The sequence below is a fragment of the Pseudomonas sp. S9 genome (assembly GCF_000222125.1).
GTDB lineage: Bacteria > Pseudomonadota > Gammaproteobacteria > Pseudomonadales > Pseudomonadaceae > Aquipseudomonas > Aquipseudomonas segetis.
Genome location: NZ_AFFX01000001.1, coordinates 425,345 through 438,172, shown reverse-complemented (window position 1 = coordinate 438,172; position 12,828 = coordinate 425,345). Strand labels below are relative to the sequence as shown.

The following is a 12,828-nucleotide window of genomic DNA, read 5'->3' as shown; positions in this document are numbered from 1 at the left end:
CCCTTTGTATTGCTTGGAAGTTACTCAATACAGTCATTGCTGGGCTTGTTGATCGCCTGCAACACGTACTGCGGCAAGGCGAAGGCGCCGATGTGAATCGCCGGATTGTAATAGCGAGTCACAATGCCACTACCGGAGAAGCGCGCGCACAAGGTCTCCAGCGAAACCTTTCGGTACGAAGGATCAGTACTGCCCCAGGCAAACGTCATGCTGCCGCCGATATAGGTCGGCACCGCCGCCATGTAGAAATGCCAGTCGCTGAACAAGCCATTCATGCGCCCTGCTGTGGTTTGCACTTCCGACAGTTGCATAAAGGGCGTGCCGTTTTGTGTAACCAGGATGCCGCCATCGTTCAAGCAACGGCGACAGGCCTGGTAGAAGTTTTCAGAAAACAGCACTTCGCCCGGACCTATGGGGTCAGTCGAGTCGGAAATGATCACGTCGAATTTTTCTTCGGTGGTGGCAACAAAGCGCATGCCATCATCAATGACCAGGTTTAACCGTGGGTCGTCATAGGCGCCGCTGGAGTGATTGGGCAGGAACTCCTTGCACATATCGACCACGGTGCCATCGATTTCAACCATGGTGATGTGCTCGACCGTATCGTGCTTGCACACTTCACGCAGCATGCCGCCATCACCGCCACCGATGATCAAGACCCGCTTGGCCAGGCCATGGGCGAGGATAGGAACATGGGTGAGCATTTCGTGGTAGATGAACTCATCAGCTTCAGTGGTCTGAATCACGCCATCAAGTGCCATTACCCGGCCCATGCGGGCATTTTCAAAGATCACCAAATGCTGATGTTCAGTGCGAACCTCGTGCAGCAGTTTATCCATTGCAAAGCGCTGGCCGTAGCCTGGGTAAAGGGTTTCTTGATAATCGGACAAGGGCGTGCTCCTGGCAAACTCAGAACATGACTGACATCCGTAACTGCGGCGGATGTCGAGAAAAATCAACGAAAACCGATATCGCGTTAGTGGCCTCAGCCTGCGCGATTACCGGCCATGGTAGCGGTCAAACAGATCAAGGTCGCTATTCTACGTTGCGCCTTATGACAGGTCGAACCTCGATTGCGTTTAGCCCCTGACAAAACAACCCCACAAAGGTATTGTCAGGTAATGCAAACCATCAACGACTCAGCCGTGTTGCTGACTTACAACCCGCCATGGAACTGGCAACAGTTCCATGCACATTTTGCTCTGCGCAAGCTCACGGGGGTCGAACACCTGAGCGATAACAGCTATACGCGCAGTTTCCAACTCGGCGCTCACTGCGGCTGGTTCAAGATCGAGCCGCTGACGCAGCAAAATGCCCTCAAGCTCAGCGTTAGCCCATCGGCGCTTGGCTGCATCGACGAATTAACCCTGCGCGTTCGACGCATGTTTGACCTGGATGCCGACCCGCTGGCAATCGCCCGACACTTCAGCAGCGACCCGCATGTTGCTCAGTTGGTCGAGCGAATGCCTGGGCTGCGCCTGCCCATTGCCTTCGATCCGTTTGAACAAGCGGTGCGCACAATCGTGGGCCAACAGGTTACGGTAAAGGCCGCCGTCACCGTGACCGGCCGATTGGTCAGCCGCCTGGGCGAACCCCTGAGCGGTAGCAATCCACAAGGTATTGAGCGACTGTTCCCATCGCCCCGCGCCATCGCCGAGGCGAACCTTGAAGGTATCGGCATGCCCGGCAAACGTGTCCAGACGCTGCAATATTTTGCTGGGCAGATAGCAAGCGGAGAATTGAACCTGAGTATGCAGCAGGGTTACCTCGCCTTGGTCGAAAAGCTCTGCGCCCTGCCCGGCATTGGCCCGTGGACCGCGGAATATATTGCCTTGCGTGCGTTCGGCGAACCCGATGCATTTCCTGCCAGCGACCTGGGCCTGCTCAAGGCTCCAATCTGGGGAGAGCAAGGTATCAGCGCCCGGCAGTTGCAGGCCCATGCCCGGGCATGGCGACCCTGGCGAGCCTATGCAGCGGCCTATCTGTGCCAAAACTATTCGGAGTTATGACGGTGGTCTACCGATACCACGACAGCCCAATTGGCCGCTTGTTTCTCAGTGGCGACGACAAAGGCCTTCAACAACTATTGATGGATGTACCGCGGCATCCATGGAACATCGGTGAAGACTGGCAATTTGCAGCCAGGCAGTTCGATGATGTGTGCCTGCAACTGGATGCATACTTTGCCGGACGACGCCGACGCTTCGACCTGCGCCTGGCGCCCCAAGGCACGGTTTTTCAGCAAAGTGTGTGGAAAGCCCTGCAAGCTATTCCCTACGGCCAAACCAGCTTTTACAGCCGGCTCGCCGAACAGATTGGCAAGCCCAAGGCCGTGCGCGCGGTGGGCACGGCGAACGGTGCCAACCCGATTTCGGTGATCATTCCCTGCCACCGCGTCATAGGTCGCGACGGCAGCCTCACCGGCTATGCTGGCGGCCTGCAGCGCAAGGCGCAGTTGCTCGCCCTGGAAGGTGCCTCATTCCCCGAGCAGGCGCTGCTGTCCTTATAGCTTGACGTTGCCTCGCGGCCCCATGATCGCCCAGATAATCAAGCCAACAACTGGCAATAACAGCACCAGGATGACCCACAATATCTTCTTGCCAGTATCGGTATTACTCTTGACGATATTGATGATTGCCCAGATATCCAGGGCCAGAATTATCAGTCCAAAAATTTTAGATCCCATGTGCCGGCTCCCTGATTTAGGCTAATGCTCTGAGCATAGACTGCAATTGGCCTCTAATCGCAAACAACCGCGCCAGAGGCTGCACAACGCTGAAACCAGGACATTCATTGCCATGACCACAGCAAACCAATACGGCAACGCCGATGCCTCTTACCAGGCCGCCGGTGGTATTGAAGGTATACGTAGACTGGTCGATGACTTTTACCTGCTGCTGGACAGCGAGCCACAAGCTGGAGAGGTGCGGGCAATGCATCCTGCCAGCCTGGATATGGCGCGCGACAAGCTCGCATGCTTTCTAAGCGGCTGGTTGGGCGGGCCCAGGCTGTATAGCGAAAAATACGGCTCGATCTCAATCCCGGCATTCCATGCCAAGTGGCCAATCGACCAGGCTCACAGCGAAGCCTGGCTGCACTGCATGAAGCTTGCCATAGAACGACAAGGCTACCCTGCCCCCTTCGCGGAGTATCTCTTGCGACAATTGCGGGTTCCGGCTGAACGGGTGGTCCAAGCCAGCGCCAACCGCCGAGCCGCGCAATCCTAGGCGTCATCCATAAACAGCCGTTCGCTTGCAGGCTTGCCATTTGAGCAAGCCTGCAAGTTGCCCTAGCGTGGACCGCCCTGCTTCTGCAGTTGCTGCAAGCGTGGGTCGTTCGGTGCAACCTGCTGCATGCGCTGGAAGTATTCAGCAGCTTTTTCACGATTGCCCGACGTGGCATTCAAAAACAGCAATGCGTAGAGCACATCCGCATCATTGGGGTTTCGCGCATTGCTCGCCTCCAGTGCTTTGACCGCCTGTTCAGGTTGCTGGAGCTTCATGTAGAGCAACCCCTGGTTGTACAGGACTCGCGGATTATCAGGCAGCTCCTCGGCGGCAGTACTCATCCACTTCAAGCCCTCCTCCGGCTTGCCTGACTCGACCAGCAACAAGGCGAACATATAGGCCAGGTTGCCGTGATCCCCCTTGGGCATATCAGGCAGCGCCAGGCCTTCGCGCAGCGCCTTGATCGCCTCGTCCTGGCGCAGGTTGTTATTCGCCAATGTCACCAGGTTAACCCGCGCTGGCGAGAAGTAAGGATCAAGCTTCAATGCTTCACGGTACTGTTCAAGCGCCTCAAGTACACGTCCCTGGCGCTCCATCAGCACTGCAAGGTTAAGGCGATTGCTTGGCAGATCGGCATTGCCGCGCAAGCGTTTTTCATAATCTTTCAACGCAGCCTGGAAGTCTTCGCGGCGATCCTTGGGCAGTGCGATCAGTGGAATACCGGCCAGGGCGCGCACGGCTTCATCTCTGACGGCCAAGTGCGGGTCATCCATGAGCGGCAACAGATGCTTGACCCGATCGACAGGGGCCAAGCCGACAAAGCCTGAAGCTGCACTGGCGCGCACCCAGGCACTGTCATCCTTGAGAGCAGGCTCCAGTGCCGAGACAGCTGGCGCGCCCAGGTTCGAAAGCTGATCAGCTGCCGTTGCCCGCACGATTTCAGGTTTGCCCATGTCGGCAATCAAGCCAGCCAGTTGGCTAATCGAATCCGGATGGCCCTGGCGCACAGCCTGGAAGGCTTCACCATAATGGGTGGGTAACGCAGGTTTACCAAACCAACCCTTGATCGCATCAGCGGCCCACTTCGGCTTTTGATCGGTATGACATGCCGTGCAAGCATCCGGACTGCCGGTAACCTCATCCAGGTCGGGGCGTGGAATACGGAAGCTGTGGTCACGCCGGGGGTCGACCACCATGTAGGTCTTGCTCGGCATGTGGCAGTTAACACACTGAGCGCCTTCTGAACCAACCGGGTGATGATGGTGCTCAGGGGTATCGTAGTTTTTCGCCCGCAGGCTTGGAAAGCGCTCTGGCGGAGTTTCGGTATGGCACTGCAGGCACAGGCCATTGCCTTCAATCTTGACCTTGTTGCTGTGGGGGTTGTGGCAATCCGTGCATGTCACCCCGGCCGCAAACATTTTGCTTTGGGTGAATGAGCCATAGACATAGACCTCGCCGTCAATCTGGCCATCGGCATGATAAAGATCCGGACGCAAGGTCGACGGCAACATGGCGTTCAACAGCGGCTCCCCAGGAGCCGGCCCCACATCCAATGACTGGCGACGACTGTGGCAGCGTGCACATTGCTCGACCAGGCCGTGGCTGCCCAGTTTTTTGAAGTCGACCGACAATCCGATATCCGCAGCCGAGCTGTAGCTTTGCTCTGTAGGGGACTGCGCTTTGAGCTTGCCTGCCCAATCGACGTGCGCTTGTCCCGGACCATGGCAGCTTTGGCAGCCCACATTCTGCTCATGCCAGGTGGTCGCGAACGAGTCGGTTTTGTCGTCGTAGTTTTTTTGCAGGTTGCTTGAATGGCAATCTGCGCACATCGCATTCCAGTTTTGATAACGGCCCGTCCAATGCAGCCCGTCATCAGGCGTGAACTTCTGCCCTGGATAAAAAAAAAACCACCGCTGGCCACCCGCAGCCTTGGAGCGGGCATCCCAAGCGATAGTCAGGCTTTGCAAGCGGCCGCGATCAAGCTCGACCAGATACTGCTGCAAGGGATCGTGACCAAAGGTGTAGGCAATCTCGAAATCCTTGAGCTTGCCGTCTTCACCTTCGATATTGACGAAGTACTTGTTGTCGCGCTTAAAGAATCGCGCCTTTACGTCGCCATCTTTAAAGGTCGCGTTATTGAAATTACCCAGGACACTCTCTGCCGTGGCCTTGCGCATCGCCCAATCATGGTCGGAGCCTTTCCAGTCGTTGACCTGCTGAGTGTGGCAAGCATCGCATGCACCCTCTGCTGCATAGCCTTCGGAATGTTGAGCCATAGCCGGAGCGGGTGACTCATTTGCCAACAAGGGGGTATTTCCCAGCGCGACCATCAGCAAACCAATCAGCAAAGTGCGAGCGTAAAACAAAACCTAATCCTTATTATGCTGGGGAGCTAACCCATTGAATCATCAGTGCGTCCTGTCGCCGATTGAATAGTCACTTCATTGCGTTTGCAAGCTTTACTCAGCAACATTTTGCGCATGGAGTTCTGCGCCCTGTAAATCAACCTAAAACTTGACATTAAATGACAACAACTAGACTATTAGCGCCACCTCAATTCGCTTGAAAGCAGCTGGCCAAGGCCGTGCGATACCGCAATACGCGGTGTGAACTCGCGGCGTGAACTATAGGCACTTCATTTTGCTCAATGGTTCTGCACCTGGCCAGGAAATTGCCCAAGCAAAGCCAGAGAATAGGGTTTAGCAACTTTTTGCCTGACCACCAGATAAAACAATAAATGGCCAAGGTATGACTGACTTTGCACGCGCCTCTGTGTTATCGGGTTACCACGAGTTCGCCCTCAGCAAGGGGCTGGATCCCGGCGCGCTTCTCGCTGAAGCCAAGCTGCCCGCCGATGTCCTCGAAAGCCAGGAATCGATGATTTCATACCGCAAGTTTGTCAACTTGCTGAACATCAGCGCGCAAAGAAGCAATGACGCCTTGTTCGGCCTGCACTATGGCCTGCACCAGGGTATCAGTGTATTTGGGCCGCTGATTTACTTAATCCGCAATGCACGCAATGTTGGCGATGCACTGCGTGACCTTGGCAATTACTTCCACCTGCACATGGGCGCCGCCGAAGTTCGTATCGAAGTTCAAGGCAACCATGTATTGCTCTGCTATCACACAGAAGAACAGAACTTACTGGGCCTGCCCCAGGCGGCTGAACTTGCCATTTCAGTGGGTGCTCAACTGATGCGTACCCTGCTTGGCACGCGCTGGCGACCACAAGGGGTGCTGTTGCAGCATGCAGCGCTCGCCAACCTGAACAGCTACCGGCGCGCCTGGGATGTGACGCCTCAGTTCAACAGCCCCTACAACGCCTGGTTGTTTGACGCAAAGCTGCTGGAGACGCCCTTGAGCTCTGCCGATGAGGAGTTGCATAAGGTCCTGCAAAAGCACTTGGACAGCCTGGATGAGCTGCAAATCAATGAACTGCCCAGCTACGTGCAGCAACTGCTGCGTAATTTCCTGCCCAATGGCCGTGTCACGATCGAACAGGTTGCTGACTATATGATGCTTAGCAGCAGAACCTTGCAGCGCTATCTGGCCGAAGAACAAACCTCATTCCAGGACTTGCTCGACCAAACGCGACAATCTTTGGCAACGCGCTACCTGCGTGACTCTTCAATCAGCCTGACCCAGCTTGCCGAACTACTGGGCTATTCGGAATTGAGCGCATTTTCACGCGCCTTTCAACGCTGGACGGGCATAAGCCCTCGCCAATGGAAAAAACAAAACACCCACCAACGTTCGATCAAACGCCTTCGAGTAACCTCAAAGCGTCAATAATGCTCGCTCTTCATCAAACGGCTGTGCTTGAAGCACAGCCGATACCAATGCCTGGCCTGGGCGACTGAACTACAAGGCCACCACTACGCGCCCGACCATCTGGCCTTCAAGCAGCTTTGCCAAGGCTTCAGGCACTTGCTCAAGGCTGATCTCTGTCACCAGGTTGTCCAGGGTATCGAGCTTCCACTCATTCGCCAGCTTGTTCCAGACCGCTGTTTTCACCGCCAGCGGCAACTCCACCGAGTCAACGCCAAGCAAATTGACCCCACGTAGAATAAACGGCAGCACGGTGCCATTCATGTCGACACCCGCCGTCAAGCCGCATGCGGCCACACTCGCACCGTAGCGTAGTGACTTGACCAGGTTGCACAGGATCGCACCGCCAACCGTATCGACGGCTCCGCCCCACTGCGCCTTGAGCATCGGTCGCTCTTCGCCTTGCTGAAGCTCGCTGCGCAATACCACCTCGCTGGCCCCGAGAGCTTTGAGAAAATCACTCTGCCAAGCCTTGCCAGTGGAAGCTGTCACGCTATAGCCAAGCTTGGTCAACAGCGACACTGCAACAGTGCCGACGCCACCCGTGGCACCGGTAACCAGGATAGGTCCGGACTCAGGGTTGGTGCCTACCGACTGCAACTTATCAATGCACAGCGCAGCCGTGAGGCCAGCAGTTCCCAGGACCATGGACTCGCGCAGGCTCAGGCCTTGCGGACGCTTGACCGCCCAGGTTGCAGGAATGCGAATGTATTGAGCCAAACCACCCGCAGTGTTCATGCCGAGGTCATAACCGGTGACGATCACTTCATCGCCGGCCTTGAAGTCACTGACGCCGGAGTGCTCCACGACCCCGGCTGCATCGATGCCAGGGGTGTGCGGGAAATGCTTGGTCACCGCCTTGCTTCCGCTGGCGGACAATGCATCCTTGAAGTTGACGGAGGAGTACTTGACGCGAATCAACAGATCACCCGCCGGCAAGTCGGTTATGTCGCGCTGAACAACCACTTGCTCAAATTGACCATCGGACTTCTCCCGCGCAATCAACGCATTGAACTTAGTCATCACAACTCTCCAGAAACTATCCATGGGTTATCAATCAAGCGTCAGCTGTTTTGGCGCAGGTCCAAGGCTTACCAGAAACGCTGCTGAGTGAGACGGCTTAGCCAGTTCAAAACAAACTTGTCGAGGGCGATGCTGGCACCAATCCCGACACGCTCCTGCAGGCTTTTCTTCTGCGAAAAATGCAGATGGAACAACTCGGCTTGCTTGGCCCGGCTGGCAAGGTACTCATCGCTGGTCTTCAACTCATCGACCAGCATTTTTTCCTGGGCGGCCATGCCCAGCCAGACCTCGCCAGTGGCAATGGCATCAATATCAAGCTGCGGCCGATAACGTGAAACAAAGCCTTTGAACAGCTCGTGCGTAGTTTCCAGATCGTCCTGGAACTTCTCCCGCCCCTTATCGGTATTTTCACCAAAGACCGTCAGGGTGCGCTTGTATTCACCGGCGGTGAGTACCTCAAAATCGATTTCATGCTTTTTCAGCAGGCGGTGCACATTGGGTAACTGTGCGACCACGCCAATAGAACCAAGAAGCGCAAATGGGGCAGAAATGATCTTCTCGCCAATGCACGCCATCATATAACCACCACTGGCAGCAACCTTGTCGATGCAGACGGTCAAGGGCACACCCGCATCACGGATGCGCACCAACTGCGAGGAAGCCAGCCCGTAGCTGTGAACCATACCACCGCCACTTTCCAGACGCAGTACAACCTCGTCCTGGGCAGTGGCAATACTCAACAAGGCTGTGATTTCGTGACGCAGGTTCTCGGTTGCGGAGGCCTTGATATCGCCGTCGAAATCCAGCACGAATACCCGAGGCTTGCTGCTTGGCGATTTCTTCTCCAGTTTGGCCGCCTTGCTCTCGGCCTTATGCCGCTGCTTGAGCTGGTCCTTGGTCAACACAGCCTCTTCAAGGCCATGGCGCAGTTGCTTGTAGAAGTCATTGAGCTTTTTGATCTGCAGGTGCCCAGGCGCACGCCGGCCCTTGCTGCGCGCGGCACCGATGGCCACCAGCACCACCAGGATCGCCACCACCAAAGTGACTGTTTTGGCCAAGAAACCTGCGTAATCAGCAAGAAAATCCACGTCATCCCCTCAAGATATGTCCAACACTACAACGCACACCGCGCTTCCGAACACCGTGCCGGAGGCTGCTAGGCGGCAGATCGACCAAGCATACCGATCTCCCCCGGTAACGCCTAGCAAGAGGGCCAAACCTAATAACAGCGACAAATGCCAACTCATACAGCAAGGCTCAGGTACTAGGCCCAATGCAGCGCATCAGCTATTACAAGGCGATAGCTGCTGAATAGCTCGATTATCCAGCAACTTGATCGCGAGGCAGATGGTGCAACACAGAGATTCAAACAAGCGTATGTTTTTTCGTTGACAGTATCCCTGTGAAGCTCATACCCTCATTAAACTTCAACGTACCTGGATACCAGCGCACGTGGGCAAAATTTACCTGATTAGACACGGCCAGGCCTCCTTTGGCATGGATGACTACGATGTACTGTCACCGATTGGAATCCGCCAGGCCGAGATCGTTGGTGCGCACCTGGCAGCGCAAGACATAAGGCTTGATCGCTGCTTCAGCGGCAGCTTGAAACGCCAGCAACACACGGCTACCTCAGCCCTGGCCGCGCTTGGTAGCCTGGGCAATGCAACACCGCAACTGCAGATTGACCCGGCCTTTAATGAGTTTGATGCCGAAGCCGTTATTCGCACCCTACTGCCGGACATGCTGCCGGAGGAACCCCACGCACTGGAGGTATTACGCAACGCGGTACACCACAGGAGTGAGTTCCAACGCTTGTTCGTCCGCCTGATCGGACGCTGGATCAGCGGCGAGTACGACACGCCTGAGCTGCAAAGCTGGGCCAGTTTTGTGAATCAAGTCAGCCAAGGCCTCAACCGCGTGCTCGAAAGCGCCCATGACAAAGAAAACATTGCAGTCTTTACCTCGGGCGGAACCATTACCGCCCTGCTCCACCTGATAACTGGAATTGGCCCGGACAAAGCCTTTGAGCTTAACTGGCAAATCGTTAATACCTCATTGAGTTGCCTGCGCTTTCGCGGCAACCAAGTGAGCCTGGCTTCCTTCAACAGCAATGTGCATTTAACGCTGGAGAAGACCCCAGAACTCATCACCTATCGCTGAGTTCTGAACCCATGCGCCACAGGCGCAATAAAACCTGAAAATAAAGGAACACACCATGAGCGTTGCAGACATCGTCCAATCCATGAATTCCAAGTTCAACGCCGGTGCCGCAGCTGGCCTGGACCTGGTTTTCCAGTTCAACATCGAAGATGGCGAAAACCACTATCTGGTCGTCAAAGACGGTACTTGCGCCGTTCACCAAGGCGAAAGCGATGACGCCAACGTGACCCTGATCATGGACACCGAAACCCTCAAGGGCATCACCAGCGGTGAAACCGACGGCATGCAGGCCTTCATGGCTGGCAAGCTGCGCGCCGAAGGCGACATGATGCTGGCAATGAAACTGGGCGAACTGTTCCCGGTTTAATAACCGCTTGATGACCGGCCGAGCCAGGTGACTTGTTACTCAAGCACCCGACTCACTGCTTTGATCAAGACTGTTATGCAGACATCTGTAGAACCGGAGCCTTGGCTCCGGTTTTTTTTCACCAGAAACAAGCCCGGCCGATAATCAGGAAGACCGCCTATCCTTACCAACCAATGGTCGTGGACGCCTCAAACTCATGGCAAGAATCAGGCACCTTGATTAAGTAGAAACACTCCCATCTATAACGATGTGAATTGCTTGTCGCCGCATACGGCCGATATTAGATTAGTCAATAATCCAAGCCCATAATCATAAGCAAAAGGGATAAAAATGGCGCTTACTGATCAGTCCACCCGCATCCGAGAAGGCGAAGAACTTGATGCGGCGACCATAGACAGCTACCTCAAGGCACATATTCCCGGTCTGACCGGCACGCCGCGCATCAGTCAGTTTCCGGGCGGCGCCTCGAACCTGACCTATTTGCTTGAATACCCGGACAAAGAGTTTGTACTGCGCCGCCCGCCATATGGGCACAAGGCCAAGTCGGCCCACGATATGGGTCGCGAGTTCCGTATTCTCAATCAGCTCAATGACGGTTTTCCCTACTGCCCCAAAGCCTATGTGCACTGCACCGATGAGAGCGTGATTGGCGCCGAGTTCTACGTCATGGAGCGGGTCAACGGCATTATCCTGCGCTCTGACATCCCTGCCGAACTCAATTTTGACGCGCAAAAAACTCGCCAGTTGTGCATGAGCTTCATCGACAAGCTGGTCGAGCTGCACAACGTTGACTACCAGGCCTGCGGCCTGGGTGACCTGGGCAAGCCTGAAGGCTACGTGCAACGTCAGATCAGCGGCTGGTCCGACCGCTATGAAAAGGCCCTGACGCCTGATGCACCGCTGTGGGAACCGGTCAAGGCATGGCTGTGCGACAAAATGCCTGCCGATCATCACAAGCCAGCAATAGTGCACAACGACTACCGCTTCGATAACGTCATCCTCGACCCGAATAACCCGATGCAAATCATCGGCGTGCTCGACTGGGAGCTGACCACCATTGGCGACCCGTTGATGGACCTGGGCAACACCCTGGCCTACTGGATCGAAGCGAACGATTGCGCGCCCATGCAGCTGATGCGACGCCAACCGAGCAATGCGCCGGGCATGCTCACGCGCCAGGAATTCGCCGATTACTACGCCGAGCGTGCTGGCATAAAAATCGCCAGTATCGATTTCTACTACACCTACGCCTTGTTCCGCCTGGCCGGTATCGTCCAGCAGATTTACTACCGTTTCTACCACGGCCAGACCCAGGACAAACGCTTTGCGCAGTTCATCCAGATGAACAAGTTGCTGGAGCAAATGAGCCTGCAGGTCATTAATAAATCACAGCTTTAGGCTAGTCATTCCAGGAGAATTGTATGTCCAAGACGCAACTGTTTGACCTCGACGGCAAGATCGCATTTGTTTCAGGTGCAAGCCGTGGCATTGGCGAAGCCATTGCCAAGCTACTGGCCCAGCAAGGCGCTCATGTAATTGTTTCCAGCCGCAAGATCGAGGGCTGCCAGGCGGTTGCCGACGCGATCATCGCCGAAGGCGGAAAAGCCACAGCCATTGCTTGTCACATTGGCGAAATGGAGCAAATCCAGAACGTTTTCGCGCAGATTCGCGAGCAGTTTGGCCGCCTGGATATCCTGGTCAACAACGCGGCGACCAACCCACAATTCTGTAACGTGCTTGACACCGATCTTTCGGCTTTCCAGAAGACCGTCGACGTCAACATCCGCGGCTACTACTTCATGTCCATCGAAGGCGGCAAGCTGATGAAGCAAAATGGCGGTGGCAGCATTATCAATGTTGCCTCCATCAACGGCGTGTCGCCAGGCGAGTTCCAGGGTATTTACTCGGTCACCAAGGCGGCGGTCATCAGCATGACCAAGGTCTTTGCCAAGGAATGCGCACAGTTCGGCATTCGCTGCAATGCGCTGCTGCCGGGCCTGACGGACACCAAGTTTGCCTCGGCACTGACCAAGAACGACTCCATTCTCAAGGTTGCCCTGCAACGCATCCCGCTCAAGCGAGTAGCTGACCCAAGCGAAATGGCAGGTACCGTGCTCTACCTGGCCAGTGACGCTTCCAGCTACACCACGGGCGTTGCGCTGAATGTCGATGGCGGCTTCCTTTCATAGCAAGCTCGCAACATACCCGCCTATAAGCAAA

13 protein-coding genes are annotated in these 12,828 nt (G+C 55.6%); 8 read left to right on the top strand and 5 right to left on the bottom strand.

Annotated features, from left to right (window positions below; all coding sequences use genetic code 11):
* Window positions 1–20: 20 nt before the first annotated feature.
* Window positions 21–890, bottom strand: coding sequence for a polyamine aminopropyltransferase (speE, locus tag PSES9_RS0102010; RefSeq protein WP_010483489.1), 870 nt, complete (start codon window positions 888–890; stop codon window positions 21–23).
* Window positions 891–1,121: 231 nt separating this feature from the next.
* On the opposite strand from speE, the gene PSES9_RS0102005 reads away from it, so the two are divergent.
* On the top strand, window positions 1,122–2,009 hold the full coding sequence (locus PSES9_RS0102005) for a DNA-3-methyladenine glycosylase family protein (protein WP_010483486.1): 888 nt from the start codon (window positions 1,122–1,124) through the stop codon (window positions 2,007–2,009).
* Window positions 2,010–2,011: 2 nt separating this feature from the next.
* Window positions 2,012–2,509: a methylated-DNA--[protein]-cysteine S-methyltransferase gene (locus PSES9_RS0102000; protein ID WP_029529322.1), complete on the top strand. Its 498-nt coding sequence runs from the start codon at window positions 2,012–2,014 to the stop codon at window positions 2,507–2,509.
* Here the strand turns inward: PSES9_RS0102000 and PSES9_RS0101995 are convergent.
* On the bottom strand, window positions 2,504–2,686 hold the full coding sequence (locus PSES9_RS0101995; RefSeq protein ID WP_010483482.1) for a PLDc N-terminal domain-containing protein: 183 nt from the start codon (window positions 2,684–2,686) through the stop codon (window positions 2,504–2,506). The two genes, PSES9_RS0102000 and PSES9_RS0101995, sit on opposite strands and share 6 nt — an antisense overlap.
* 112 nt (window positions 2,687–2,798) lie before the next feature.
* Between PSES9_RS0101995 and PSES9_RS0101990 the strand changes: the two genes are divergently transcribed.
* Window positions 2,799–3,227 (top strand): group II truncated hemoglobin, encoded by a 429-nt coding sequence (locus PSES9_RS0101990; protein ID WP_010483480.1) that lies wholly within the window; start codon window positions 2,799–2,801, stop codon window positions 3,225–3,227.
* Between the two features lie 62 nt (window positions 3,228–3,289).
* Here the strand turns inward: PSES9_RS0101990 and PSES9_RS0101985 are convergent, their stop codons facing one another.
* Window positions 3,290–5,557, bottom strand: a complete 2,268-nt coding sequence (locus PSES9_RS0101985; RefSeq protein WP_138942998.1) for a tetratricopeptide repeat protein — start codon at window positions 5,555–5,557, stop codon at window positions 3,290–3,292.
* A 418-nt stretch (window positions 5,558–5,975) separates the two neighbouring features.
* Between PSES9_RS0101985 and qhpR the strand changes: the two genes are divergently transcribed.
* Entirely contained in the window at window positions 5,976–7,019 is a 1,044-nt protein-coding gene (gene qhpR, locus PSES9_RS0101980; RefSeq protein ID WP_010483476.1) for an AraC-like transcriptional regulator QhpR, read from the top strand.
* A gap of 69 nt (window positions 7,020–7,088) precedes the next feature.
* On the opposite strand, the gene PSES9_RS0101975 is transcribed toward qhpR, so the two are convergent.
* Both PSES9_RS0101975 and sohB read right to left on the bottom strand, forming a co-directional pair.
* Window positions 7,089–8,078 carry a YhdH/YhfP family quinone oxidoreductase gene (locus tag PSES9_RS0101975; protein WP_010483473.1) on the bottom strand — a complete coding sequence of 330 codons (990 nt, stop codon included), beginning with the start codon at window positions 8,076–8,078 and terminating at the stop codon, window positions 7,089–7,091.
* 68 nt (window positions 8,079–8,146) lie between these two features.
* Window positions 8,147–9,166: a protease SohB gene (sohB, locus tag PSES9_RS0101970; protein WP_010483471.1), complete on the bottom strand. Its 1,020-nt coding sequence runs from the start codon at window positions 9,164–9,166 to the stop codon at window positions 8,147–8,149.
* A 364-nt stretch (window positions 9,167–9,530) separates the two neighbouring features.
* Between sohB and PSES9_RS0101965 the strand changes: the two genes are divergently transcribed.
* The 4 genes from PSES9_RS0101965 (at window position 9,531) to PSES9_RS0101950 (ending at window position 12,797) form a co-directional block, all read left to right on the top strand.
* Window positions 9,531–10,241 (top strand): histidine phosphatase family protein, encoded by a 711-nt coding sequence (locus tag PSES9_RS0101965; protein WP_010483469.1) that lies wholly within the window; start codon window positions 9,531–9,533, stop codon window positions 10,239–10,241.
* Between the two features lie 55 nt (window positions 10,242–10,296).
* Window positions 10,297–10,608 (top strand): SCP2 sterol-binding domain-containing protein, encoded by a 312-nt coding sequence (locus PSES9_RS0101960; RefSeq protein WP_010483467.1) that lies wholly within the window; start codon window positions 10,297–10,299, stop codon window positions 10,606–10,608.
* A gap of 330 nt (window positions 10,609–10,938) precedes the next feature.
* Entirely contained in the window at window positions 10,939–12,006 is a 1,068-nt protein-coding gene (locus PSES9_RS0101955; RefSeq protein WP_010483465.1) for a phosphotransferase family protein, read from the top strand.
* 23 nt (window positions 12,007–12,029) lie between these two features.
* A complete protein-coding gene (locus PSES9_RS0101950) occupies window positions 12,030–12,797 on the top strand; it encodes an SDR family oxidoreductase (protein WP_010483463.1) in 768 nt (255 codons plus the stop codon).
* Window positions 12,798–12,828 lie beyond the last annotated feature (31 nt).